Source organism: Azospirillum lipoferum (genome assembly GCF_024170005.1).
Taxonomy (GTDB): Bacteria; Pseudomonadota; Alphaproteobacteria; order Azospirillales; family Azospirillaceae; genus Azospirillum; species Azospirillum lipoferum.
In genome coordinates, this window is the sequence record NZ_JALJXJ010000018.1 from 21,512 (window position 1) to 44,947 (window position 23,436).

The window sequence follows — 23,436 nt, forward strand, 5'->3', positions numbered from 1 at the left end:
TGACGGTGCTTCCGTTCAACGGTTTTCAGGCGCGTAGCCACTCAGCGCCTTTCAGGCGCGTACCCCTTGACGAACAGGTCGACGGCGGCGTCGACGAAGCGTTCCAGGTCCGCGTCGCTCGGCCGTTCGCTCAGGCACAGCAGCAGCTTCATGTGCATGTTGGCCTTCAGCAGGCCGAAGAACTGGTGGGTGGCGAGATCGCAGTCGTTGATCGCCAGTTCCCCTTTGTCCCTCGCATGGACCATGAACTGGTGCGCGCGCTGGAAGGTTTCGGCCGGCCCGCTTTCGTAGAAGGCCTGGGCAAGCTGGGGTTGGCGCAGCACCTCGCCCAGCACCATGCGGTAGAGACCCAGCGCCTTCGCCGAGGCGATGAAATAGACGAAGGTCCGGCCGATCAGACGCAACCCGTCCGCCGCCGGAAGGCTCATCGCCTCGTCCCAAATACCGGCCATGACGGAGTTCGCGCATTCGCAGGCGACCATCGCCCGGAACAGTTCCTCCTTGCTGCCGAAATGGGCATAAAGCGTCGCCTTGGACACATTCGCCTTCTTGGCGACGGCATCCATGCTGACGGCGCTATAGCCATGCTCCAGGAACAGGCTGCCGGCCGCGTTCATGATCTGAGCGGGCTTCGATCCTGCTTCGGGAGTGGGGGCCACCAATGTGGTCATGCGCGCCTCGCCTGAGTCCATGTTCCTGGCCCCTACCGCGTTCCGCATCGCCCGACAAGCCCCCTGACACCAATTGCCAAAAACTAAACCGTTCAGTTCGGTCTTGACAACAGATAGGCCGTCCTCCATCTTCCGACAAGACTAAACTGAACGGTTCAGTTTCTTTCCCGTGACGGCGCCGGCAAGAGCGATCGGCGGAAAGCGGACCGGACCGCGGTGGATTGGGGATAGAGACGATGGCGAATGGCGTGCGGAAGATCGTGCTGTCGGGCGTTGCGCTGGCCGTGCTGGCGGGCGGCGCCGTCGCCGGCGAACATTGGTGGACGGAGGGGCGGTTCCTCGAAGCGACCGACAACGCGTATGTGCAGAGCGACATCACCGTCGTCAGCCCGAAGATCTCCGCCTATGTCCGCGACGTGAAGGTTGCCGAGAACCAATTGGTGCGGACGGGTGACGTGCTGGCGATCCTGGACGACCAGGACTTCCGTGCCAAGGTGGCCGAGGCCGAGGCCGCGGTGACCGCGCAGAAGGCGGCGCTCGGCACGTTGGACAGCAAGCTGGAGCTTCAACGGACGGTGATCGATCAGGCCGCCGCCACGCTGGCGAGTGCGGAGGCGGAACAGCGCCGCGCCCAGCAGGACTACGAGCGCAACCGCTCGCTGGCCAGCGACAGCTGGACCAGCCGCCAGAAGCTGGAGACCGCCGACGCCGACCTGCGCAAGGCGGTGGCCCAGGTGGCGAAGTCGCGGGCGGCCCTGGCGTCGGAGAACGAGCAGATCAACGTCCTGCGCGCCACCCGGACCGAGACGGAGGCCCATCTGGCCCAGTCCCAGGCGACCTTGCAGACCGCGCGCAACGATCTGGACAACACCGTTGTGCGCGCGCCGGTCGACGGCGTGATCGGCAACCGTGGCGTCCAGGTCGGCCAGTATGCCCGGCCGGGCGTGCAACTGCTGTCGCTGGTGCCGCTGCCCGACGTCTATGTGGTCGCCAACTTCAAGGAAACCCAGCTGTCGCGCATGCGCCCCGGCCAGCATGTCAGCATCTCCGTCGACGCCTTCCCCGACCGTCAGCTGACCGGTACGGTGGAGAGCTTCGCCCCGGCGTCGGGGTCCAAGTTCTCGCTGCTGCCGCCGGAGAATGCGACCGGCAACTTCACCAAGATCGTGCAGCGTGTTCCCGTCCGCATCGCCCTGCCGCGCGACAATGCGCTGGCCGGCCTGCTGCGCCCCGGCCTGTCGGTGGTGGCGGAGGTCGACACCCGCGGCGCCGACACCCAGCCCCATCTGGCCGGCGGCGTCTTCGGCGCGCTGACCGACAAGCAGGCGGTGGCCGCCCGATAACGGCAGTCACGGCTCCGGCGGGAACGCCGCTCCTCCCTCCCCCTTCGGGAGCGGCGTTCCCGTCAGCAATTCTTTCGGGTCTTATTGGCCTTTTGGGCAGCATATCGGCCGGAACCGCCCGCATGGCGGCGGGATTCGTTCGGCCAGGACGGAAGGCAGCGGTTCCATGGCGACACCGGCCCAGGGCATGCGCCCCCTCACCCCGCGCGACGTCGCCGGCTTCTTCGCGATGGTCGTCGGCATGTTCATGGCGATCCTGGACATCCAGATCGTCTCCAGCTCGCTGTCGGAAATCCAGGCCGGCCTCGCCGCCAGCGCCGACGAGATTTCGTGGGTGCAGACCTCCTACCTGATCGCGGAGGTCGTGATGATCCCGCTGTCGGGCATCCTGTCGCGCATCCTGTCGACCCGCGTGCTGTTCACCATGGCGGCCGCCGGTTTCACCCTGACCAGCGTCGCCTGCGCCTTTGCCGGCGGCATCGAATCGATGATCGTCTGGAGGGCACTCCAGGGCTTCATCGGCGGTGCCATGATCCCGACGGTGTTCGCCACCAGCTTCATGATCTTCCCGCCGGAAAAGCGGGCGGGCGTGACGGTGATGATGGGGCTGGTCGCCACCATGGCGCCGACCATCGGCCCGACGCTGGGCGGTTACCTGACCCAGCACCTGTCCTGGCACTGGCTGTTCCTGGCCAACGTCATTCCCGGCATCCTGGTGACTTCGCTGGTCTGGTTCCTGGTCGATGTCGACCGGCCGAATCCGGAGCTGCGCAAGGGTTTCGACTTCCTGGGTCTGGCGCTGATGGCCGCCTTCCTGGGCAGCCTGGAATATGTGGTGGAGGAGGGGCCGCGGAACGACTGGTTCGACGACGAGGCGATCTTCGCGCTGGCCGTGGTGGCCGCCATCTCCGCCGTCGGCTTTTTCTGGCGGGTGCTGTCCTACCGCAACCCGGTCGTCGAACTGCGCGCCTTCGCCGACCGCAACTTCGCCATCGGGTCGCTCTACAGCTTCATCCTTGGCATCGGCCTCTACGGGTCGGTCTATCTGCAGCCGCTGTTCCTGGCCCGCGTACGCGGATTCAACAGCCTGCAGATCGGCACCATCATGTTCGTGACCGGCGCCTTCCAGTTCATGTCGGCTCCGATCGCCGGCGCCCTGTCGAAGCGGATGGATCTGCGGGCCATGCTGGCGCTGGGGCTGATCCTGTTCGGCACCGGCGTCTGGCTGAACAGCCACTTCACCGCCGACACCGGCTTCTGGGAGCTGTTCGTGCCGCAGGCGGTGCGCGGCTTGTCGCTGATGCTGTGCTTCATCCCGATCAACAGCGTGGCGCTGGGCACCCTGCCGCCGGACAAGCTGAAGAACGCCTCGGGTCTCTATAACCTGATGCGCAACCTGGGCGGCGCCATCGGTCTTGCCGCGATCAACACGGTGCTGACCGACCGCAACGCACTGCACCTGAACCGGCTCGGCGACAATGTGAACCTCTCCCGGCCGGAGGTGCAGCAGATGGTCGACAATCTCAGCCAGCGCTTCGACGGGCTGGTGGCCGATCCGACCGCCGCCGCCATGTCCCGGCTGGTCGGGCTGGTCCAGCGCGAGGCGCTGATCCTGACCTTCAACGACGCCATGCTGCTGATGTCGGCGGTGTTCTTCGGCGCGCTGCTGTTCATGCCGCTGGTGCGGCGTCCGGGGGCGCCGGTAAAGGCGGATCACTGAGTAATTTCCCGGCGAGCGGGGTAGGTTGCCGCCCGTGGGTTGTGCTATAGCTTGCCGAAGCGTCTGAACGCCTGTTCGAACCCCGCCGAGTCCCATGAGCAAGCGCCAATACACCCGAACCGAGGTCAAGGAACTTCTGGGCGCGCTGGAACGCCAGTGCCGCGAGGCATCGAAGCTGGCCCAGTTGGCCGAGCATGAGGCCAGCAAGCACAGCTTCGGTGCCTACCGCGATTTCCGCGACAAGGTGGGCGAGTTCCAGGCACTGGTGATCTTGATCGAGCAGCGCCTGCGCAATCTGGTCGATGCCCGTTCCGACGATCTGCGCGACCAGTTCGAGAAGCTGGACATGGTGATGCTGGCCCTTCTGGTGCGGGCCAGCATGCGCTTCTTCTTCGTGCTGTCGGCCAACCCGATCCTGCCGATGGGCGCCCGCGAAATTTTCGTGGCGGAACTGCGCAGTCTGCACGATGCGGCGGAGAAGCTGAAGCGCCCCAACTATGTCGGCAAGCTCGGCCCGGAACTTGACCGCGATCTGGAAACCGCGTCGCTGATTCTGGAAGAGATCATCGACAAGGCACCGAGCCTGCTGAACTTCCGCGGGGTACCGGTGAGCGGGGAGTAGGGGGCACCCTCAAGAGGCGCCCCGCATCACTCGCTTCGCGAAATCACTTCGCCAAAAACTGCGCGATCGTGTCGCCCGCCTTGCCGATGTTCACCACGCCGTCGAGATGGCCGAGCGTCGAGGTGATCGACTCGGTGTATTCGACCACGTTGCCCTGTTTCTCCAACCGCTCCTTCAGTGGGCGCATGTTGCGGTCGGGCGGGAAGACGAGGTCGTCGGCCGACGGGATCAGCAGGACCGGCGCCTTGATCTTCGCCAGACCGTCCTCCAGCGAGGCGCCGTTGCCGGTGACGAAGGTCTGGTTGGCCTTTACCAGATAGAGGAAGTGGTTGGCGTCGCTGACTGCGGCGCGGCCGGCGGCCGCCTTGTCCAGCCAGGCTTCGATGGCGTACTGGTTGCCCATCGCGGCCTTCGGATCCTTGCCGTCTTCCGCCCATTTGCGGCCGAAGGCGGCATCGGCCCATTTCCAGTGGCGGGCGTGCAGGGTGACCAGCTTCAGCGCCTCGGCCAGGCCGGCCTTCGGCTCGGCCTTGCCGTAATAGTCGCCGTTGTTCCAGTTGGGGTCGAGCTTGATCGGCGCCGCCCACAGGTTCAACCAGCCGATCAGGAAGGGGTCGGCCTCCGGCCCGCCGATGGCGGCGATGACGCGCTTGACCATCTCCGGATGGTCGGCCCCCCATTCGAAGGCCTGGAGCGAGCCCATCGAGCCGCCCATCACCGCCTGGAGCGTCTTGATGCCCAGGCTATCGACCAGCGCCTTCTGGACATTGACGAAGTCCTGGATGGTGACGATGGGGAAGCTCATGCCATAGGGCTTGCCGGTGTCCGGGTTGATGCTGGCCGGGCCGGTGGTGACGACGTTGGGGTCCTTCGGCGACAGGTTTACCAGCGTGTCGGAGCTGATGATGAAGTATTTGTCGGTGTCCAGCGGCTTGCCGGGGCCGATGATGCTGTCCCAATAGCCGGGAGCCGCATCATCGGCCTTGTATTTCCCGGCGGCGTGGCTGTTGCCGCTGAAGAAATGGGTGATGAGGATGGCGTTGTCCTTGGCGTCGTTCAGCTTGCCGTAGCTTTCCCAGCCGATCCGGACGTTCTTGATCGTGCCGCCGCCGGTGGTGGTGTAGGACGGCATCTCGAAGACCTTCTTCTCGACGATGCCGTCGAGCGCCAGCGCCGGCAGGGCGCCAAACAGGCACGCCGCCATGGCGAGGCCGCCGATGCAGCCTGACCAGATTGAACCGCGGACAACCCCACGCATGAGCATTCCCCTCCCGATTGCTTGCTGGCCCATTGCTTGCCGGAGCGGCAGTCTACCCATACGGTCGGGTCTGTCCAGGCGCCTTCGGCAACGTGTAGGGTCAGGGGCTGCCTTTAGCGGAGACGTACGGCCGTGCCGTTGACCGACACCATCAGCATGCCGTTCTCCTTCCCCAGCACCTCGTAATCGACATCCACGCCGACCACGGCATCGGCGCCCAGCGCGCGGGCCGAGTCCTCCAGGTCGGCGAAGGCCGCCTCGCGGGCGTCACGCAGGGCGGCCTGATAGCCGCCGGCCCTTCCGCCGACGATGTCGCGCACGGAGGAGAACAGGTCGCGGAACACGTTGACGCCCATGATCGCCTCGCCGGCGACGATGCCGAGGTACTGGGTGATCTGGCGCCCTTCGACGGAATCGGTGCTGGTGACGATCATGGTTGCATCTCCTTCTGTCGGCTTCGATGCCGCACAGATGGGGCCGCCACGGCAGAGTCCAAGGCGGCACTGCGAAATCGCAGCGGGCTTGAGTCCATCGCGCCTTCCTCCACCCCGTCCGGACCGTGTAGGACAAGGTGGGGGCATGGTTGAGGGGGAGAGTGATGGACGACACGCGGCGAGCCATCCTGCGCTGGATGACCGGCGTCATGGAGGCGAAGGGCTGGAGTGCCGGCGGCTGGGCGCGGCTGGCCGGTGTCACCGCCACCAACCTGACCCGCTTCCTGCGCGATCCGGTGATGGGCAGTGTGCCCAGCGCCGACACGCTGGCCCGGCTGGCCCGCATCGCGGGGTCGGAGCCACGTTTCCTCGATGACCATGCCTATGCGCCGGTCACGCGCGTGCCGGTGCTGACTCTGGAGCAGGCGCACATCTTCCTCGACCTCGGCCGCCGGGCGGGGGAGGCGTTCCTGGCCGGGGCGCTGAAGGAGGGCGCCGCATCGGTCGCCATGAACGGCCGCACTTCCCGCCGGGCTTTCGCGTTGCGCATCCTGTCCAAGAGCCTGGACGCCGCCGGCGTGCTGCCGCGCGACTGCCTGGTGCTGGAGCCGCTGGACGTGCTGACGCCGCAGGCGGGCGACGTGGTGGTGACGGTGGGCGAGGGCACCATCTGCGGCTATCGCTTCTTTCCGCCCCATCTGATGCCGGTTTCGACCGATCCTGACTGCCGCCCAACCGCCTTCGACCGTGCCCATGTGGCCGGAGTCGCTGTTCACGTGGTGCGAGCGCTTCGCATGTAAAAGCCTGTCGCGGCGCGAGTCGCGACGTGCGTTCCGATTCCCCGCGACTCGCAAAAACGGACGCCTCTACTCCGTCCGTTTTGTCTTGCGGTGACTCTCGTCAGAAGACACCAAATATAGCGTCTTTCCAGGACTTTGGGCTAGTCTACGGTCAAGCCAGAGGTTCATGTTTTGTTCTTGAAAGCTGCGTGTTCGCATCCCATATTCAGGGTCCGGTGAGGCCGTCCGAGAATATGCTGCGAAGTCGCAGCAAGGGTCGCGCTTCGAAGCTGGGGAAGTCGGGATCAGCATGGCGATCACTCAGGCACAACGGGACTTGCGGGCGGGGCAAATCGGGTCGTCGGACGCAACGCGCGTGATGGCCGGCGACTGGTTGTCGCTGTGGCAGGAGAAGACCGGCCGCGTCGAGCCTGAGAATCTCGATCTGGTCCCTGCCGTCCAGATCGGCATTGCGACCGAGCATCTTCATCCGCGCTTCGTCACCCACGCCACTGGCCGCGTTTGCGTGGCTGCACCCGACACTTACCGCCATGCCGAGCATGACTGGATGGTCGCCCATCCCGACTTCCTGACGGGCAGCGGGACCGATGGTCCGCTCGACACCATTGTGGAGGCGAAGTTCAACAGCGGTTTCCAGAGCGATACCGACCTCGCCCGCCGCTACCACTGGCAAATCCAGCACCAGCTGGAGGTGGTTGGTCTGGACCGTGCCCTGCTGTCGATCCTGCGCCCGACCGGCCACAGCCTGGTGACGGTGGACCGGCAGCCGGACGACGTCGAGCGGCTGGTGGAGACTCTGGAAGCCTTCTGGTGGCACGTCATCAACGACGTCGAGCCGGCGGACCCGCTGCCGATGGACGCGCCGTCCTATGAGAACGGCCACGTTTTCGACATGGGGCGGCACAACCGTTTCCGTGCGCTGGCCGACCGGCTGGTCGCCAACCGGGCGGCGGCGCTGGAGGTGAAGGAGGCGGAGGCCGCCCTGAAGGCGCTGATGCCGGACGACGCCCGCATCGCTTTCGTATCCATCGACCAGCCGGATGGCCGGTCCGGTGGCATTTATCTCGCGCGCGACCGCGAGGGCCGGCTCAGCCTGCGCTACGGCGCACCGCCGCGCCGCGCTCTGGCGGAGGCGCAATCCTGGGGACCCTCCGCTGACCCGAACGCGGTGGAACTCAGCCTGGAAACAGTGCTGACCGCCGGCTGGGGTGAGGGGAGAGCCGAAACGTTTGGACAAGAAGGACCCAAATCATGGGACGCATGAGCAAGACCGACCACGTCGTTGCCGATACTGAAGCTGTGGAATCCAGCGTGCCCCAGTCGAGCATGACCGAGTCCAGCGTGACGGAGACCACTCCGGTCGAAGCGAAGTCCGGCGGCAGCCGGGGCTCGCAGGGGGCCAAGGGTGCCGGTGGCGGCAGCCGGGCGGAGGAGCCGCAGCGCATCGACACCATGTTCCTGTGGAATCGGCTGAAGCGCACCGATCCGAAGGCGACCAAGCCCTTCACCCGCTCTGGCGGCTTCCGCGGAACGCAGATCGACCCCACTTGGCGCTTCCAGATGATGACCGAGGTGTTCGGTCCGATCGGCAAAGGCTGGGGCTATGAGCAGGTCGACTGGACCATCGCGGAACGCATGATCTTCATCTGCGCCCGTGTCTGGTACATCGACCCGGAGACCAAGGAAAAGTGCTTCACCGGCCCGCAGTGGGGCGGGACCGAGATGGTCCGCCGCCGCAACGGCATGGAGATGCCGGACGACGAGTGCTTCAAGATGTCGATGACCGACGCGGTTGGCAAATGCCTGCTGCAGCTGGGTCTGGCCGCCGACGTCTATATGGGCCAGTTCGACGACAGCAAGTACCGGGAGGAGTCGGAGGCCTTCTATGCCGCCAAGTCCAACCCGGACCTTCAGCCCGCCGCCGTCGAGGCTTTCGAGGCGGAGGTGAAGCGCCGCCTGGGGGCCTGTCTGGACCTGGACGATCTGGAAGAGGTCTGGCGGTCGGGCGTCGGCACCCGCCTGCGCGAGATCGGCGCCGTCGACCGTGCCGCCCAGCACCGCATCACCGGCCTGTTCGCCCAGAAGAAGGCCGAGATTCTGAAGCGCGAGGAAGAGGACGGGCGGGAAGCCGCCTGACGGACGCCATGACCAGGACGACTATCAGGGCGACTCATAGCACCGGCGACCGGTCGCCCAGCGGTCTTTTCCGCATGAGCGCCTGGGAAGGCGAGTTCGAGCGTGCCAACGCCCAGCTGCCGCGCTGGTACTGGAACCGCGACCAGCGCCGCCGCCACTACGCCCGCTGGGTGGAGGCGGAGGCCGAAACGCTGGCGATGCGGCTGTCGGGACTACTGCGGTCCGACACGCCGGGGGAAACCGCGAGTGCCGCCCGCGTCCTCGTCGACGAGCTGTCGCGTGACATCGACTGGGCTCGACGGTTGGAAGACTCGGAATCGGAAGACGACAGATTTGCCCACGCTGCCTGACCGCAGGCGGCATCAAGGGAAGGAAATCATCTCATGACGATAGAAGAGGTCCAGGCGCGTCTGCGCGCCGCTCAAGCCCGCATCGGGCGTGAGGGCCGCTTCGCCCTCACCCTCAGCCTGGACGGGCGCGAGGAATGCTACATCACCCATTGGTTCCGCCCCGAACCGCATGCTTTCGAGGACTGCCGCGCGGTCGGTTCCGGAACTCTGGCCGAATGCCTTGACGCGCTCGACCGCTATGTCGCGGTGAACCGGGTGCGTGACGAGGCTCCGGTGCTGATGGCAGCCGAATGACATCCCCGTAACGGCCAAGCCATCGGCCTTTGTCCCCTCGTTCCCCCCGCGGACGAGGGGACTTTTTTGTCCTGTATTCGCGGGCTGCCGCGGCTGTGCTATCGTCTCCACCTTCAAGCGGGAGGGGGGCCATGGATCCTGTACTTGCCTTCGCCAGCATCGCCGGTGCCATCGCGGTCGGCGCCGCCAGCCCGGGACCGAGCTTCGTTCTGGTCGCCCGCACCTCGATCGGCGTATCCCGCCGGGCCGGTCTGGCCACAGCGCTCGGCATGGGGATCGGCGGCGTGTTCTTTGCGTCCCTGGCTTTGCTGGGGCTGCATGCCCTGCTGTCGCAGGTCGGCTGGCTCTATGCGGTGCTGAAGCTGGTGGGCGGCGCCTATCTGTTCTACCTCGCGGCCCGCATCTGGCGTGGAGCCGCCGAGGCGCTGGTGGTGGCGGAAGAGGGACAGACGGCGCCGGCCGGGCTGATGCGGCCGCTGCTGTTCGGGCTGCTGACGCAATTGAGCAACCCGAAGACGGCGCTGGTCTATGGCAGCATCTTCGCCGCGCTGATGCCGGCCGAACCGCCGCTCTGGCTGTTCGTCTTCCTGCCGCCGACGATCTTCCTGATCGAAGCCGGCTGGTACGCCATCGTCGCCGCGGCGTTTTCCGCCGGCCGTCCACGCGCCGCCTATTTGCGGTCCAAGCGCTGGGTCGACCGGGTTGCCGCCGCCGCCATGGGCGGACTCGGCGTCCGCCTGATGTCGGACGCTCTGTCCCCTCCCTGATCCTTACTTCTTCCTGCCCGACTGCGCCCTGGCGAACGCCTCGGCGAAGGCGCTGTTGACCGGCTCCGGCGCCTTGGCCGGCTTCGGTGCAGCCTTCGCCGTGGGCGCCGCCGGACGGCGGTCCTGCTGCTGCGGCTGACGGGACGGCCCACGATCGTCGCGCCGGTCATCACGGCGCTCTTCCCGGCGGGCCGGGCGCGGCGCTTCCTCACCCATGCGCATGGTCAGCGCGATTCGCTTGCGGGGGATGTCCACCTCAAGCACCTTCACCTTCACCACGTCGCCGGCCTTCACCACCGTGTGAGGGTCCTTCACGAAGCTATTGGCAAGCTGGGAAATATGCACCAGCCCGTCCTGGTGGACGCCGATGTCGACGAAGGCGCCGAAGGCGGTGACGTTGGTCACCACGCCCTCCAGCATCATGCCGGGTTGGAGGTGCTTCAGCTCCTCGACGCCTTCCTTGAAGGTGGCGGTCTTGAACTCCGGACGTGGATCGCGGCCGGGCTTCTCCAGTTCCTTGATGATGTCTTCGACGGTGGGAACGCCGAAGCGCTCGTCGGTGAACTCCTCCGCATTCAGGCCGCGTAGGAAGCGAGCGTCGCCGATGACGCTGCCGAGGTCGCGGCCGGTGGTCTTCACCATGCGCCGCACCACCGGATAGGCTTCCGGATGGACGGCGGAACCGTCGAGCGGATTCTCGCCGTCGCGGATGCGCAGGAAGCCGGCGGCCTGCTCGAAGGTCTTCGGCCCCAGCCGCGCCACGTCGAGCAGCTGCTTGCGCGAACGGAAGGCGCCGTTGCGGTCGCGATGCTCGACGATGTTCCGGGCGATGGTCTCGTTCAGGCCCGACACGCGGGTCAGCAGCGGGATGGAGGCGGTGTTCAGATCGACACCGACGGCGTTCACGCAGTCCTCGACCACTGCGTCCAGCGACCGCGCCAGTTTGCCGCCGGCGACGTCATGCTGGTACTGGCCGACGCCGATCGATTTCGGCTCGATCTTCACCAGTTCGGCCAGCGGGTCTTGAAGGCGCCGGGCGATGGACACCGCACCGCGCAGGCTGACGTCCAGATTGGGAAACTCATGCGCCGCGGTTTCCGAGGCGGAATAGACCGAGGCGCCGGCTTCGCTGACCACCAGCTTGGTCAGGGACAGTTCGGGATGGCGCTTCATCAGGTCGGCGGCCAGCTTGTCGGTCTCGCGCGATGCGGTACCGTTGCCGATGGAGATCAGTTCCACCTTGTGCCGCGCCGCCAGTGCCGCAAGCACGGCCAGCGAGCCATCCCAGTCGTTGCGCGGCGGGTGCGGATAGATGGTGGTCGTCTCCACCAGCTTGCCGGTGGCATCGACCACCGCCACCTTGACGCCGGTGCGGATGCCGGGATCCAGCCCGATGGTGGCGCGCGGACCGGCCGGGGCGGCCAGCAGCAGGTCGTGCAGGTTGCGGGCGAAGACGCGGATTGCCTCGTCCTCCGCCCGTTCGCGCAAGCTGCCCATCAGGTCGGTTTCGATGTGCGGACCGATCTTCAGCTTCCAGGTCCAGCGCACCACATCGGACAGCCACTTGTCGGCCGGGCGGCCCTGGTCGCGGATGCCGGTGTGGGCGGCGATGGTGCCCTCCGCCGGGTGAGGCTGCCCCTCTTCGACCGGAAGGTCGAGGCGGATGTCGAGCACGCCTTGTGCCCGGCCGCGGAACAGGGCCAGCGCCCGGTGTGACGGCAGCTTCGACCAGTTTTCCGAGAAGTCGAAATAGTCGGAAAATTTGGCGCCTTCCGCCTTCTTCTCCTCGATCACCTTGGAGGTGACGACGCCCTTGTCGGCCATGGCGGTACGCAGGCGGCCGACCAGTTCGGCGTCCTCGCCGAAACGCTCCACCAGGATATGGCGGGCGCCGTCAAGCGCCGCCTTGACGTCGGCGACGCCCTTTTCGGCGTTGACGAAGGCGGCGGCCTCGGCATCCGGCTGCTTCCTCGGATCGGTCAGCAGCGCGTCGGCCAGCGGCTCCAGCCCGGCTTCGCGGGCGATCTGGGCCTTGGTGCGGCGCTTCTGCTTGTAAGGGAGGTAGAGGTCCTCAAGCCGGGTCTTGGTGTCGGCCTGTTTGATCTGGCGCTCCAGCTCGGGCGTCAGCTTGCCCTGCTCCTGGATGGTCGACAGGATGCTGGCACGGCGGTCCTCCAGTTCCCGCAGATAGCCCAGCCGCTCCTCCAGGGTGCGGAGCTGGGTGTCGTCCAGACCGCCGGTCGCCTCCTTGCGGTAGCGCGCGATGAAGGGGACGGTCGATCCCTCGTCGAGCATGGCGATGGCGGAAGCGACCTGGGACTCGCGGACCGACAGTTCGTCGGCGATGCGCTGGCTGATGGACAGCATGAGGCAGGGGTCCTGCGGACTGGTGACGATACAGAGGGCGTCTGTCATAGCGCGTCGGGGTGGGGTGACGCCACCCCGGCCTTTCGGCAGAGGGGCAGGGTGCGTCAAGCTTGAGCGAAACCATTTGCCAGAGAATTTCGCAAAAAGGTGGTAGGGAGTGATTTCCCTCCGCCATTCATCGGCCGTTAACCATATCGGCTATATACCTCTACGTGCAACTTGGTTGCGTTTCCTCCCGAACCGACTTAGGGCGGCCTGACGGCGATACCGTCAGGCCGCCTTTTCTTTTTGGGCAAGAAAAAGGGCCGGGACGGACATGCCATCCCGGCCGATCCCCGGAAGTGTCTGCCGCCGGTCGAAACCGAAAGGATCAGGGAAGGCGGCTTTCAGCCAGACGCAGGCGGCCTTCGGGGGAGAGACGGGAAACGGTGTCGACGAAGCGTGCCTCGATCTCGCTGCGCAGGGCGGCGTCGTTGGCATGGACGCGGTCGAACAGGGCCTTCAGGCCGGCCGCGTCGAAGGGCTGGGCCATCAGGGCGGTGCGCAGGCGGGGGGTGAACTCCTCGTGGCTGACGCGTATGCGGACGAACAGCGGACGGGCATCGTCCAGCGCCTTGCGCAGAACCGCGCCGTCGGCCGGTGACAGGCGTTGCGACACGTCGTCGACGAAGCGTTCCAGCATCTGGTCCGGCCCGCCGGGCGGCGGGGGAGGGCGGAAGCTGTGGGCGACGACGAAGCCGCCGGCCAGCATGTTGAGCGCAAGGGACCCGACCAGAAGGAACCAGGGCCAGCGGCGCCGGATCGACGGCGTCATCGCGTGTCTCCCAGATAGCTGACGATCATCACGCCAGACAGGCTGGGCGTACTCGTCTTTTCGAAGGAAATCAGGCCCTGGCTGTAACTGAGGAAGCCGGCCAGCGCCATGCCGGCCAGGAACCCGGCCAGCGGGGCAGGGCGGAAGGGTGGCCGCGACAGGAACCACGGCACGAATTCGGGCACGACCCGCTGGGCCAGACAGTCGGCGATGCGGTCATAGACCCGCGCCTCGCGCCGGGCAGAGACCAGCGGGGTCGGGGCGGCGTCCAGCAGCGCGTCGGTGACGGCGGCATCGACCAGCAGATCGCGCGCCTCGGCACTGTCGTCCAGCAGAGCGAGCGCATCGATCCGGGCGGAATGCGGCCAGCGGTCCAGATCGGCGCCATAGGCATCGGCGTAGCGTTTGAACTCTTTGAGCGTCATGACCGTACACCGTCCTTCTGACGGATCAGGGGTTGAAGCCGGGCCCGCACGACGCGGCGCGCCCGGACCAGCAGACTTTCCATAGCCGAAACAGACACCTGCAGTATTTCCGAAGCTTCAGCGCACGTCATCTCCTCATGGTAGCAGAGGCTGAGCGCCGCCCGCTGCCGGTCAGGCAATGCTGCGATCGCCGCATCCACCGCGGCGCCGATCCGGATGCCGTCGATCACCGTTTCGGCGCTCCAGGCCGGATCGGCGATCTCGTCGGCGGCATCCAGGGGGGCGAAGCTGCGCCGCCGCTTATAGTCGATGGCGCGGTTCACCACGATCCTGTACAGCCAGGTCGTGAAGCGGGTTCCGTCGCCGCGCCAGCGGTCGGCGTTGGCCCAGATCTGCAGGAAGGCGTCCTGCGCGACCTCTTCGGCGTCGGCGGCGTTCCCGACAACCCGTTGGGCCAAGGCGATGCTGCGGCGCAGATGTCGGCGCGTGAGTGTCCCAAACGCTTTCCGGTCGCCGGCCGCTGCGTCCGCCATCAACGCTTCGTCCGACACCGTTTCCTCGGTAGGCTTCACGCCGTCTTCCGCCCGCTCCCGGTTGCTCTCGGGGATTTATACGCGGTCGGGGGCGGAAGTCCTGCGCGCCGACAGGCAAATTTCCGATAGGGGAATTCCCTGAGGGGCGATTCCGCCTACCATTTTATTTCCATAAGAATGCTTATGTGTTTTTTTGGCTCGTTTGCTGGCGCGTGCTCTCCCGGCACGAAGCGCGGTCGGCATCTTTGCCCGTGCCACGGGAACCGCCGTCCACCCGGCGGGTTGTTTCAAACATGACCGTGGCGCCACCGGAAGCCGACCATTGGCAGCGGTGGTGCCGGGAAAGAGGCCATTGAAGGACCGACACTATGCTCAAGATTCTCGGCTGGGCCATCCTGATCATCTTCATCATCGGCCTGCTGGTCGTTACCGGCATCCTGAAGCTGATCTTCTGATCCTGTCCGGCCTGCGCGCAGTCTCGCCCCGCCCTGCCCGCCTATTCCTCCGCCAGAGTCAGTGCGCGGCGCAGGTGGGCGCGGCAGTCGGCGACCATCCGGCGGATCAGTTCGTCGCAGGTAGGGATGTCGTCGATCAGGCCGATCGCCATGCCGGCCGAGACGATCCCGTCCTGAACATCACCGGATTGCAGGGCCGCCCGGCCGCGCTGGCCGGCGACCAGTGGCCGGACCTCTTCGAACCCGACACCGCCGGGACGCTTTTCCAGCGCCACGACCTCGTCCGACACCGCATTCCTGAAGACGCGGGCGGTGTTGCGCAGGCTGCGCAGGATCAGGTTGGTATCGCGTTCCCCGGCGGCGACCAAGGCCTGCTTGATGCTGTCATGCACCGGTGCCTCGCGCGTGCAGAGGAAGCGGGTGCCCATGTTGACGCCCTGGGCGCCCAAGGCCAGGGCCGCCGCCATGCCGCGCCCGTCGGCGATTCCGCCCGATGCGATCACCGGAATGCGCAGAGCCCGCACGGCCGCCGGGATCAGAATCAGCCCTGGGATGTCGTCCTCGCCCGGATGGCCGGCGCATTCGAACCCGTCGATGCTGATGATGTCCACCCCGGCCCGCTCGGCGCTCAGCGCATGGCGGACGCTGGTGCATTTGTGCAGGATACGGATGCCGTGCGCCTTCATCCGCTCGACGAAAGCGCGCGGGCTGTTGCCAGCCGTCTCCACGATGGTGATGCCGCTGTGAATGATGACGTCGAGATAGCGCTCGTAAGGCGGCGGCGTCACCGCCGGCAGCATGGTCAGGTTGACGCCGAAAGGACGGTCGGTCATCGCGCGGCAACGCTCGATCTCACGGGCCAGATCATCGGGCGTCGGCTGGGTCAGCGCGGTCAGGATGCCCAAACCGCCGGCATTCGACACCGCTGCTGCCAGTTCGGCCAGTCCGACCCACTGCATCCCGCCCTGCACGATCGGATAATCGATGCCAAGCAGGCGCGTCACCTCGGTTTTCATGCCGTCCCCTTCCCCACCGATGCCTTTTTCGTTGCCGACAGCCATGAAACGCCGGGGCATACCATCTTATAAGCGAATCCAAGCTTGAAGTCGGGCTATGATCTTCGGTCTATGATGAAAGAGCGTGGCTCTGGGAAATCCAAGGACGATCGCAAAACGTATCCTATGATAATGAAGTATAGGGTCTGACAGGATATCGTGTTGCTTCCTTCACCTCCACGCGGCGTGCGCGGCGAAAGCAGGGTTTTTACGCCTCTGATATTGCTGAATACCGATGGAAGCCCTCGGCTGACATCAGCAGGACGAACCGAAGACGGGGCTGGTTCAAGAGTAGCCCTTCGAACTTGTGACCGAGATGAGCAAAGGACGATTGTGACGCCTGCAACCGGACCGGAACCGTGGCCCCGAACCATGGCGGGCACGCTCGACCTCGACGCCTGCGCGCGCGAACCGATCCATATCCCCGGCAGCATCCAGCCGCATGGACATCTTCTGGCGGTGGAGGCGGGCAGTCTGCGCCTTGTCTGCGCGAGCGCCGAAGCCGGCGCGGTGCTGAACCGTCCGCCCGCCGACGCCTTCGGCTTGGCCGTTGACCAGCTGATCGACACCGCGTCGATGGCATCGCTGGTCCGCGGCTTGCGCGCCGCCCCGGCCGAACCGGTGCAGCTCGATATCCTCACCCTGCGCAACGGCACCGATTATCAGGCCATCGCACACCGGTCCGGCGACCTGGTGATTCTGGAACTGGAGGAGCTGCCCGCCACCGGCGCCGGCACCTTGGAGGCGCTGTATCCGCAGATGCGCGAAGGTATCCGGCGCATGCAGGCCGCCCATGATTTCGACACACTGCTGGCCAGCACCGCGTCAGAGGTGCGGGCGCTGACCGGTTTCGACCGCGTGCTGGTCTACCGCTTCGACGAGCAATGGAACGGCACCGTCATCGCCGAGGACGGCAACGGCCGCCTGCCCTCCTACCGCGGCCTGCGCTTTCCAGCCTCCGACATTCCGCAGCAGGCCCGGCGGCTCTATGGGCTGAACCGCCTGCGGCTGATCGCCGATGCCCGCTACCAGCCGGTTCCGCTGCTGTCCGGCCGGCGGGATGCGCCGCCGCTCGACCTCAGCTTTGCCGTGCTGCGCAGCGTCTCGCCGGTGCATCTGGAATATATGCGCAACATGGGCACGCCCGCCTCCATGTCGATCTCCGTCATGGACGGTGACCGGCTGTGGGGGCTGATCTCCTGCCACCATGCCGAACCGCGGCAGGCCTCCTTCGCGGTGCGCACCGCCTGCGACCTGCTGGGGCAGGTGCTGTCCAGCCAGATGATCGCGCTGGAGCGGGCTCTCGACGCCGACCACCGCATCCGCTCGAAAGGCACGCAGGCGCGGCTGCTCGCCCATATGGCGGCGGCGGAGCGCTTCATCGACGGGCTGGGCGAGGACCGCGAGGATCTGCTGGGACTGGTCAATGCCGATGGCGCCGCGATCCTGTTCGACGGCGATTGCCGGCTGATCGGCCGCACCCCGCCGCAGGAGGTGGTCGAGGCCATTGCCGCTGAACTGGCCGGCCAGGGCATCAAGGATCTGTTCGCCAGCCACCAGCTTCCGGCCGAGATGCCGGCCGCCGCCGGGATGGAACGGACTGCCAGCGGTCTGCTGGCGATTTCCATCTCGCAGTTGCACCCCAGCTATCTTCTGTGGTTCCGGCCGGAGATCGTGCAGTCCATCGACTGGGCCGGCGATCCCAAGAAGCCGCTGGACGCCGGCGGCCGGCTGTCGCCGCGCAGTTCGTTCGAGGCATGGAAGGAGACGGTGAGCGGCCAGTCCCTCCCCTGGCGCCATGGCGAGATCGAGGCGGCTGGCGACTTTCGCAACGCCATCGTCAGCATCGTGCTGCGCAAGGCGGAGGAGATGGCCGCCCTGAACGAGGAGCTGCGCCGCAGCAACGGCGAGCTTGCCGCCTTCTCCTACTCGGTCTCGCACGATCTGCGCGCACCCTTCCGCCATGTCACCAGCTATGCCGAGCTTCTTCGCTCCCGCGCCGCCGACAAGCTGAACGAGCGGGAACGCCATTATCTCGACAGCATCATCGAGGCGGCGAGCTCCGCCGGCCGGCTGGTCGACGGGCTGCTGCACTTCTCGCAGCTGGGCCGCGCCACGCTGGCGCGGGTGGAGGTCGATGTCGGCCGGCTGGTGGAGGAGGTGCGCCACCTGCTGGCGCCCGACCTGCAAGGCCGCAACCTGCGCTGGACGGTGCATCCGCTGCCCAGCGTGAACGGCGACCCCACCATGCTGCGGCTGGTCGTGCAGAACCTGCTGTCCAATGCCATCAAATACACCCGCGACAGCGCCGAACCGGAGATCGAGGTCGGTTGCCGCACCACCACCGACGCGCACGAGTTCTTCGTGCGCGATAATGGCCGTGGATTCGATATGGCCTATGCCGGTAAGCTCTTCGGCGTCTTCCAACGCCTGCACCGCGAGGAGGAGTTCGAGGGCATCGGCATCGGCCTTGCCAATGTCCGCCGTATCGTGGAACGCCACGGCGGGCGGGTCTGGGCGGAAGGCAGGCTGGAGCACGGTGCGACCTTCCATTTCTCCCTGCCGCGGTCCGCCGCCGCCGAATCGAGGTAGCCCCATGGCCGCGTTGAAACCGATCCTGCTGGTCGAGGACAATCCGAAGGATCTGGAGCTGACGCTGGAGGCCTTCGCCGAGGCGCAGCTCGCCAACGACATCGTCGTCGCCCGGGACGGGGCGGAGGCGCTGTCCTATCTGTTCCACGAGGATGGGCAGGCGGTGTCGAAGCCAACCGATCCGAAATATCCGGCCGTGATCATTCTCGACATCAAGCTGCCGAAGGTGGACGGGATCGAGGTGTTGCAACGGATCAAGGCCAACGACAGCACCCGTGCCATCCCGGTGGTGATGCTGACCTCCTCGAAGGAGGAGCAGGACCTCGTCCGCAGCTATCGGCTGGGGGTGAACGCCTTCGTGGTCAAGCCGGTCGGCTTCAAGGAGTTCTTCGACGCGATCCGTGACATCGGCAGCTTCTGGGCGATCCTCAACGAGCCGCCGCCCGGCTGCCATCCCCGACGGCCGCGCGGCAGCTGATGGCCCAGGTGATGGACCCCACCGCCGGCCCTGCCGCGCGTCTGGACCCGCCGACACCCTGCCGTGTCCTGCTGCTGGAGGACAGCGGCATGGACGCCGATCTTGTGCGCGAACATCTGCTGATGATCGACGACCATGCTTTCGACATCCATCGCGTGGACACGCGGCAGGACTTCATCGATGCCATTGCCGGCGGCGGCCCCTTCGACCTGATCCTGTCCGACTTCGACTTGCCGGATTTCGACGGAATGTCGGCGCTGGCCATCGCACGCGACCGGCTGCCGCGGGTGCCCTTCATCTTCGTGTCCGGCATGCTGGGCGAGGAGAACGCCATCGAGGCGCTGAAGAAGGGCGCCACCGACTATGTCGTGAAGCTGCGGATGGAACGGTTGCAGGTGGTGGTCCGCCGCGCCCTGGTGGAGGCGCGCGACCGCAACGAGCTGGCCGACAAGCGCACGGCCCTGGCCGAGAGTGAGGCACGGCTGCGCTTCGCGCTGGAGGCCGGGCGGCTGGGGTCGTGGGAGCTGACGCTGGCGACCAACCGGCTGCGCGTCTCGTCGATCTGTGCCGCCAACCTCGGGCTTTCCGATCCGTCGGAGATCCCGACCTATGACCGGCTGCTTGAGCGGGTCCATCCCGAGGACCGCGAGCATCAGAAGGCGATGGTCCGGCAGGCGGTGACCAGCGGCTCGCCGTTGGACATGGAGTACCGCACGATCTGGCCGGACGGCAGCGTCCATTGGGTGCAGGTGCGCGGCCGCGCCGTCTATGACAAGGACGGCATGGCAACCGGGCTGGCCGGCGTCTCGCTGAATATCACCGAGCGCAAAAAGGCGGAAGAACGGCAACTGCTGCTGCTGGAGGAACTGAACCACCGGGTCAAGAACACGCTGGCGATGGTGCAGTCCATCGCCAAGCAGACCCTGCGTGCTACGCCGTCGGTGGAGGCCTTCCCCGATGCTTTCCAGTCGCGGCTGCGCGCCCTGGCCCAGGCCCATGACCTGCTGACCCGCCGCCATTGGCAGGGCGCCTCGCTGAGCGAGATCGCCGCCCTGACGCTGGAGCCCCACGTCGATGCCGGCCGCGTGCGGGTCGGCGGCCCGCCGGTGAACCTGACGACCGGCGTGGCGGTTTCGCTGCACCTCGCCTTCCACGAGCTTGCCACCAACGCGGCGAAATACGGTGCGCTGTCGGCGGAAAACGGCCGGGTCGACCTGAATTGGGAAATTGCGCAGCTGGGGCAAATGCCGACGCGGGAGGGGGCGGGGCCTATCGTCTCCGGTCAGTTTGCCCGTAGTGGTGCCGGTGCGCTGGTTCTGCGCTGGCAGGAGAGCGGCGGGCCGCCGGTGGTGCCGCCGACCCGGCGCGGTTTCGGCTCCCGCCTGATCGAACGCGGTCTGGCACATGAGTTGGAAGGCGATGTTGCCCTTGCGTTCGACCCCGCCGGCGTGCGATGCCGGCTCGTAATCCCCCTATCGTCGCGAGTGAGCCCACAGTGACCGACGCTGATCTGTCGAACCTGACCGTCCTGATCGTCGAGGATGAACCGCTGATCGCCATGAGCCTGGAGGACGCCCTGATCGATCAGGGCGTGACCTGTCTCGGCCCGGCCGGTTCGGTATCCGCCGCCTTGGAAATGATCGAAGCGGGTGGCTTCGACATCGCGCTGCTCGACGTCAACCTGCGCGGCGAACGGGTGGATGCGGTGGCCGACCGGCTGGCTGGCGCCGGTATCCCCTTCATCTTCACCACCGGCCATGGCGCGGAAGGTCTGCCCGACGCTCACCGTACCCGGCCGGTGATCGGCAAGCCGTTCCGCGACATCGACATCACGGACGCCCTGGCCCGCCACCGGCCGCGCTGACCGCGGGCATCTGCAAGCCGCTTGCTGGTGCGGCTTGCCTGAGCGGTTCCGATACGATGAGCCAGTGGGGCTGGCCCGCATCCGCATCGACATAGCGGACGCCCGTCACCGCGAAACGGTGATAGCTCCCGTCATACCGCCTGTAACCCAATTCCAACTGGTAGGCGGCGTTCTCATAGACCGCTTTCAGCCAAGAACTGGCTGCGTTCAATTGGTCGTCGGGGTGGATCATCGAAATCCACCCGCATCCCCGCATCTGGCTGGCCGCCGGCCCGAAATACCGCCGTGTCGTTTCACTGAGCGCCAGATTGCTGCCGTCAGGGCCGCATAGGACCAGCAATGCCTCGTCGGACACCCGCATCCGCGAGATCTGGTCCCGCAGGGCTGGATTCCGCGTGATGCCATGGCTGATCGGATCGAATGACGCCGTCACGGTTCCACTCTTGCCTCGCCTTCAGGGATCGGTTCGCAAATGCAACGACTAACGAATTATTTTATATAAAAACCATTTGAAATCGAGCTTTATCTGTCGCCGGTTCCTCCCTCCCCTGCCTTCGGCGCGACACCGTGTCGCGGCTGACAATCAGCCGCTTTGACAATGACGTCCTTACTTATATACTAGTATGCACAAGACGGCGGTATGACTGCCGCCCCGACAAAATTGGCGGCCGCTGACTCACGCCCGACGGCGAAGGGGCGCGGCGGCGACGGGATGAAATTCGAAGGAGTGTCTTCCATGAACATCAAATCCCGGATCGACCGCATCCCTGGCGGGATGATGATCGTCCCCCTGTTTCTCGGCGCCTGCCTGAACACGCTGGCTCCCAACACGGGCAAGTTCTTCGGATCCTTCACCAACGGGCTGATCACCGGTACGCTGCCGATCCTGTCGGTCTGGTTCTTCTGCATCGGCGCCAGCATCAGTCTGAAGGCCACCCCGCTGGTCCTGCGCAAGAGCGGCGTTCTGGTTTCGGTGAAGATCCTCACCGCGGCGATGGCGGGCGTCATCGCCTCCTGGTTCATCCCGGCGGAAGGCATCACCTCGGGCTTCTTCTCCGGCCTGTCGGTGCTGGCGATCATCGCGGTGATGAACGACACCAACGGCGGCATGTACATGGCGCTGATGCAGCAGTACGGCACCAAGGAGGAAGCCGGCGCCTTCTGCCTGATGTGCCTGGAATCCGGTCCCTTCATGACCATGGTCACGCTGGGCATCGCCGGTCTGGCCGCCTTTCCCTGGCAGACGATGGTCGGCGCGCTGCTGCCCTTCCTGATCGGCTTCGCGCTGGGCAACCTGGACAAGGATCTGCGGGCCTTCTTCACCCAGGGCGTGTCGGTGATGGTTCCCTTCTTCGCCTTCGCGCTGGGCAACAACCTGAACTTCTCGACGATCCTCAACACCGGCCTGCTGGGCATCGTGCTGGGCCTGGGCGTGATCGCCGTCACCGGCTTCATGCTGGTGCTGGCCGACATCCTGCTGGCCAAGGGCAACGGCACGGCCGGTATCGGTGCGGCCTCCACTGCCGGGGCCGCGGTGACGGTGCCGCCGATCATCGCCTCGATCGAGCCGACCTTCGCGCCGGTCGCTCCGTCCGCCACGGCGCTGATCGCCACCAGCGTGGTCGTCACCGCCCTGCTGACGCCGCCGCTGACGGCATGGTGGGCGCGGCGCTTCGGCGTCCTGTCGCCGCGCTATCAGGCGGCCGAGGCGGCCAAGCTCTCCCAGCCGGTGGGAATCGCCCCGGCGGAGTGATCGGGCCGAGTGACCAAACCGGGCGAGACGCATGTGAAGAAAGGCCGCCGGCGGGTTCCCCTGCCGGCGGCCTTTTCCGTTACTGCTTCTGGGCCGCTGCCGCGTTGTGGTCGTGGCCGGCGCCGGCAGCGCCCATGTGGTTTTCAGCCTGCGGTGCGGCCTGTCCGGCCGCTTCGACGGCGATTTCCACCTCGACGCTGCCGGCCTTCTCGAAGCGCAGGGTCATCGGGATGCGGGCGCCCTTCTCCAGCGGCTGCTTGAGGCCGAGCAGCATGATGTGCAGGCCGCCCGGTGCGAACTTCACCGTTTCTCCAGGAGCAATGGCGATGGGCGGAACCTCGCGCATCTTCATCACGCCGTTCTCGTTCAGATGGGTGTGCAGTTCCGCCTTCTCGGCGGCGGGGGTGGAGGCGGCGACCAGATGGTCTTCCGTCGTCCCGGTGTTGGTCAGCGACAGATAGGCGCCGCCGTTCGGCGCGGACGGCGCGGTTGCACGGGCCCAGGGGTGGCCGATCTCGATCGGGCCGGCCTTGTAGCTGTGCGCCAGGGCGGTGCCGGCACCGAACAGGGCGAGGGCGGCGGCGATGCCGAGAATGTGCTTCATGAAAGCTTCTCCTGAAATGCGGATGTGAACAGCAGAGGGGTGAGCCGCCACGGCGGACGATGCCGGGGGACTGGGATTGGAAACGCCATCGGACGCAGGAT

Annotated in this window: 25 protein-coding genes; 15 read left to right on the forward strand and 10 right to left on the reverse strand. The window is 66.3% G+C overall.

Annotated features, from left to right (window positions below):
• Window positions 1-41 precede the first annotated feature (41 nt).
• On the reverse strand, window positions 42-671 hold the full coding sequence (locus tag J2848_RS30290) for a TetR/AcrR family transcriptional regulator (protein ID WP_246194261.1): 630 nt from the start codon (window positions 669-671) through the stop codon (window positions 42-44).
• 236 nt (window positions 672-907) lie between these two features.
• On the opposite strand from J2848_RS30290, the gene J2848_RS30295 reads away from it, so the two are divergent.
• The 3 genes from J2848_RS30295 (at window position 908) to J2848_RS30305 (ending at window position 4,356) form a co-directional block, all read left to right on the forward strand.
• A complete protein-coding gene (locus J2848_RS30295; protein ID WP_149234295.1) occupies window positions 908-2,014 on the forward strand; it encodes an HlyD family secretion protein in 1,107 nt (368 codons plus the stop codon).
• Between the two features lie 166 nt (window positions 2,015-2,180).
• A complete protein-coding gene (locus tag J2848_RS30300) occupies window positions 2,181-3,734 on the forward strand; it encodes a DHA2 family efflux MFS transporter permease subunit (protein WP_149234294.1) in 1,554 nt (517 codons plus the stop codon).
• Between the two features lie 94 nt (window positions 3,735-3,828).
• Entirely contained in the window at window positions 3,829-4,356 is a 528-nt protein-coding gene (locus J2848_RS30305) for a hypothetical protein (RefSeq protein ID WP_149234293.1), read from the forward strand.
• Between the two features lie 43 nt (window positions 4,357-4,399).
• Here J2848_RS30305 and J2848_RS30310 read toward each other — a convergent pair whose 3' ends face one another.
• Window positions 4,400-5,614: an E22 family MetX-like putative esterase gene (locus tag J2848_RS30310; protein WP_246194259.1), complete on the reverse strand. Its 1,215-nt coding sequence runs from the start codon at window positions 5,612-5,614 to the stop codon at window positions 4,400-4,402.
• A 113-nt stretch (window positions 5,615-5,727) separates the two neighbouring features.
• Window positions 5,728-6,048 (reverse strand): heavy metal-binding domain-containing protein, encoded by a 321-nt coding sequence (locus tag J2848_RS30315; protein WP_149234291.1) that lies wholly within the window; start codon window positions 6,046-6,048, stop codon window positions 5,728-5,730.
• Window positions 6,049-6,212: 164 nt separating this feature from the next.
• Between J2848_RS30315 and J2848_RS30320 the strand changes: the two genes are divergently transcribed.
• The 6 genes from J2848_RS30320 (at window position 6,213) to J2848_RS30345 (ending at window position 10,395) form a co-directional block, all read left to right on the forward strand.
• Complete coding sequence (locus tag J2848_RS30320; RefSeq protein ID WP_149234290.1) at window positions 6,213-6,848, forward strand: XRE family transcriptional regulator; 636 nt, start codon at window positions 6,213-6,215, stop codon at window positions 6,846-6,848.
• 289 nt (window positions 6,849-7,137) lie between these two features.
• Window positions 7,138-8,112: a YqaJ viral recombinase family protein gene (locus tag J2848_RS30325; protein ID WP_149234289.1), complete on the forward strand. Its 975-nt coding sequence runs from the start codon at window positions 7,138-7,140 to the stop codon at window positions 8,110-8,112.
• Entirely contained in the window at window positions 8,100-8,984 is an 885-nt protein-coding gene (locus tag J2848_RS30330) for a hypothetical protein (protein ID WP_246194257.1), read from the forward strand. The genes J2848_RS30325 and J2848_RS30330 overlap by 13 nt, the downstream gene beginning before the upstream one ends.
• Before the next feature lie 8 nt (window positions 8,985-8,992).
• Complete coding sequence (locus J2848_RS30335) at window positions 8,993-9,334, forward strand: hypothetical protein (RefSeq protein ID WP_149234288.1); 342 nt, start codon at window positions 8,993-8,995, stop codon at window positions 9,332-9,334.
• Window positions 9,335-9,367: 33 nt separating this feature from the next.
• Window positions 9,368-9,628 (forward strand): hypothetical protein, encoded by a 261-nt coding sequence (locus J2848_RS30340; protein ID WP_085083685.1) that lies wholly within the window; start codon window positions 9,368-9,370, stop codon window positions 9,626-9,628.
• A gap of 131 nt (window positions 9,629-9,759) precedes the next feature.
• Window positions 9,760-10,395: a LysE family translocator gene (locus J2848_RS30345; protein ID WP_149234287.1), complete on the forward strand. Its 636-nt coding sequence runs from the start codon at window positions 9,760-9,762 to the stop codon at window positions 10,393-10,395.
• Between the two features lie 3 nt (window positions 10,396-10,398).
• On the opposite strand, the gene J2848_RS30350 is transcribed toward J2848_RS30345, so the two are convergent.
• From J2848_RS30350 to J2848_RS30365, 4 genes are all read right to left on the reverse strand, one after another.
• On the reverse strand, window positions 10,399-12,762 hold the full coding sequence (locus J2848_RS30350; protein WP_149234286.1) for a Tex family protein: 2,364 nt from the start codon (window positions 12,760-12,762) through the stop codon (window positions 10,399-10,401).
• Between the two features lie 370 nt (window positions 12,763-13,132).
• Complete coding sequence (locus J2848_RS30355) at window positions 13,133-13,576, reverse strand: periplasmic heavy metal sensor (protein ID WP_149234285.1); 444 nt, start codon at window positions 13,574-13,576, stop codon at window positions 13,133-13,135.
• Window positions 13,573-14,001: a hypothetical protein gene (locus J2848_RS30360; protein WP_149234284.1), complete on the reverse strand. Its 429-nt coding sequence runs from the start codon at window positions 13,999-14,001 to the stop codon at window positions 13,573-13,575. Before J2848_RS30360 ends, J2848_RS30355 begins: the two co-directional genes overlap by 4 nt.
• Window positions 13,998-14,552, reverse strand: coding sequence for a sigma-70 family RNA polymerase sigma factor (locus J2848_RS30365; RefSeq protein ID WP_246194255.1), 555 nt, complete (start codon window positions 14,550-14,552; stop codon window positions 13,998-14,000). The genes J2848_RS30360 and J2848_RS30365 overlap by 4 nt, the downstream gene beginning before the upstream one ends.
• 350 nt (window positions 14,553-14,902) lie before the next feature.
• Between J2848_RS30365 and J2848_RS36335 the strand changes: the two genes are divergently transcribed.
• Window positions 14,903-14,989, forward strand: coding sequence for a small membrane protein YohP (locus J2848_RS36335; RefSeq protein ID WP_465252109.1), 87 nt, complete (start codon window positions 14,903-14,905; stop codon window positions 14,987-14,989).
• Window positions 14,990-15,030: 41 nt separating this feature from the next.
• Here J2848_RS36335 and J2848_RS30370 read toward each other — a convergent pair whose 3' ends face one another.
• Window positions 15,031-16,005 carry an NAD(P)H-dependent flavin oxidoreductase gene (locus J2848_RS30370; RefSeq protein ID WP_149234282.1) on the reverse strand — a complete coding sequence of 325 codons (975 nt, stop codon included), beginning with the start codon at window positions 16,003-16,005 and terminating at the stop codon, window positions 15,031-15,033.
• 411 nt (window positions 16,006-16,416) lie between these two features.
• On the opposite strand from J2848_RS30370, the gene J2848_RS30375 reads away from it, so the two are divergent.
• From J2848_RS30375 to J2848_RS30390, 4 genes are read left to right on the forward strand one after another with little or no spacing between them, the layout of a single operon-like run.
• Window positions 16,417-18,636 carry an ATP-binding protein gene (locus tag J2848_RS30375; protein ID WP_149234281.1) on the forward strand — a complete coding sequence of 740 codons (2,220 nt, stop codon included), beginning with the start codon at window positions 16,417-16,419 and terminating at the stop codon, window positions 18,634-18,636.
• 4 nt (window positions 18,637-18,640) lie between these two features.
• Window positions 18,641-19,114: a response regulator gene (locus tag J2848_RS30380; RefSeq protein WP_149234280.1), complete on the forward strand. Its 474-nt coding sequence runs from the start codon at window positions 18,641-18,643 to the stop codon at window positions 19,112-19,114.
• Window positions 19,114-20,613 carry a sensor histidine kinase gene (locus J2848_RS30385; protein ID WP_149234279.1) on the forward strand — a complete coding sequence of 500 codons (1,500 nt, stop codon included), beginning with the start codon at window positions 19,114-19,116 and terminating at the stop codon, window positions 20,611-20,613. Before J2848_RS30380 ends, J2848_RS30385 begins: the two co-directional genes overlap by 1 nt.
• The gene (locus tag J2848_RS30390) at window positions 20,610-20,978 is read left to right on the forward strand and encodes a response regulator (protein WP_149234278.1); all 369 of its coding nucleotides are present in this window, start codon (window positions 20,610-20,612) and stop codon (window positions 20,976-20,978) included. Before J2848_RS30385 ends, J2848_RS30390 begins: the two co-directional genes overlap by 4 nt.
• On the opposite strand, the gene J2848_RS30395 is transcribed toward J2848_RS30390, so the two are convergent.
• The gene (locus J2848_RS30395) at window positions 20,944-21,411 is read right to left on the reverse strand and encodes a PAS domain-containing protein (protein WP_246194254.1); all 468 of its coding nucleotides are present in this window, start codon (window positions 21,409-21,411) and stop codon (window positions 20,944-20,946) included. The genes J2848_RS30390 and J2848_RS30395 overlap by 35 nt on opposite strands.
• 303 nt (window positions 21,412-21,714) lie before the next feature.
• Between J2848_RS30395 and kdgT the strand changes: the two genes are divergently transcribed.
• Window positions 21,715-22,731, forward strand: a complete 1,017-nt coding sequence (gene kdgT, locus J2848_RS30400; protein ID WP_149234277.1) for a 2-keto-3-deoxygluconate transporter — start codon at window positions 21,715-21,717, stop codon at window positions 22,729-22,731.
• A gap of 79 nt (window positions 22,732-22,810) precedes the next feature.
• Here the strand turns inward: kdgT and J2848_RS30405 are convergent, their stop codons facing one another.
• Window positions 22,811-23,335: a copper chaperone PCu(A)C gene (locus J2848_RS30405; protein ID WP_149234276.1), complete on the reverse strand. Its 525-nt coding sequence runs from the start codon at window positions 23,333-23,335 to the stop codon at window positions 22,811-22,813.
• Between the last annotated feature and the right edge of the window lie 101 nt (window positions 23,336-23,436).

Bases quoted from the DNA above. Each gene is read 5' to 3' on its own strand.
- J2848_RS30290 (WP_246194261.1), bottom strand. From the start codon at position 671: ATGACCACATTGGTGGCCCCCACTCCCGAAGCAGGATCGAAGCCCGCT.
- J2848_RS30295 (WP_149234295.1), top strand. From the start codon at position 908: ATGGCGAATGGCGTGCGGAAGATCGTGCTGTCGGGCGTTGCGCTGGCC.
- J2848_RS30300 (WP_149234294.1), top strand. From the start codon at position 2,181: ATGGCGACACCGGCCCAGGGCATGCGCCCCCTCACCCCGCGCGACGTC.
- J2848_RS30305 (WP_149234293.1), top strand. From the start codon at position 3,829: ATGAGCAAGCGCCAATACACCCGAACCGAGGTCAAGGAACTTCTGGGC.
- J2848_RS30310 (WP_246194259.1), bottom strand. From the start codon at position 5,614: ATGCGTGGGGTTGTCCGCGGTTCAATCTGGTCAGGCTGCATCGGCGGC.
- J2848_RS30315 (WP_149234291.1), bottom strand. From the start codon at position 6,048: ATGATCGTCACCAGCACCGATTCCGTCGAAGGGCGCCAGATCACCCAG.
- J2848_RS30320 (WP_149234290.1), top strand. From the start codon at position 6,213: ATGGACGACACGCGGCGAGCCATCCTGCGCTGGATGACCGGCGTCATG.
- J2848_RS30325 (WP_149234289.1), top strand. From the start codon at position 7,138: ATGGCGATCACTCAGGCACAACGGGACTTGCGGGCGGGGCAAATCGGG.
- J2848_RS30330 (WP_246194257.1), top strand. From the start codon at position 8,100: ATGGGACGCATGAGCAAGACCGACCACGTCGTTGCCGATACTGAAGCT.
- J2848_RS30335 (WP_149234288.1), top strand. From the start codon at position 8,993: ATGACCAGGACGACTATCAGGGCGACTCATAGCACCGGCGACCGGTCG.
- J2848_RS30340 (WP_085083685.1), top strand. From the start codon at position 9,368: ATGACGATAGAAGAGGTCCAGGCGCGTCTGCGCGCCGCTCAAGCCCGC.
- J2848_RS30345 (WP_149234287.1), top strand. From the start codon at position 9,760: ATGGATCCTGTACTTGCCTTCGCCAGCATCGCCGGTGCCATCGCGGTC.
- J2848_RS30350 (WP_149234286.1), bottom strand. From the start codon at position 12,762: ATGCTGTCCATCAGCCAGCGCATCGCCGACGAACTGTCGGTCCGCGAG.
- J2848_RS30355 (WP_149234285.1), bottom strand. From the start codon at position 13,576: ATGACGCCGTCGATCCGGCGCCGCTGGCCCTGGTTCCTTCTGGTCGGG.
- J2848_RS30360 (WP_149234284.1), bottom strand. From the start codon at position 14,001: ATGACGCTCAAAGAGTTCAAACGCTACGCCGATGCCTATGGCGCCGAT.
- J2848_RS36335 (WP_465252109.1), top strand. From the start codon at position 14,903: ATGCTCAAGATTCTCGGCTGGGCCATCCTGATCATCTTCATCATCGGC.
- J2848_RS30370 (WP_149234282.1), bottom strand. From the start codon at position 16,005: ATGAAAACCGAGGTGACGCGCCTGCTTGGCATCGATTATCCGATCGTG.
- J2848_RS30375 (WP_149234281.1), top strand. From the start codon at position 16,417: ATGGCGGGCACGCTCGACCTCGACGCCTGCGCGCGCGAACCGATCCAT.
- J2848_RS30380 (WP_149234280.1), top strand. From the start codon at position 18,641: ATGGCCGCGTTGAAACCGATCCTGCTGGTCGAGGACAATCCGAAGGAT.
- J2848_RS30385 (WP_149234279.1), top strand. From the start codon at position 19,114: ATGGCCCAGGTGATGGACCCCACCGCCGGCCCTGCCGCGCGTCTGGAC.
- kdgT (WP_149234277.1), top strand. From the start codon at position 21,715: ATGAACATCAAATCCCGGATCGACCGCATCCCTGGCGGGATGATGATC.
- J2848_RS30405 (WP_149234276.1), bottom strand. From the start codon at position 23,335: ATGAAGCACATTCTCGGCATCGCCGCCGCCCTCGCCCTGTTCGGTGCC.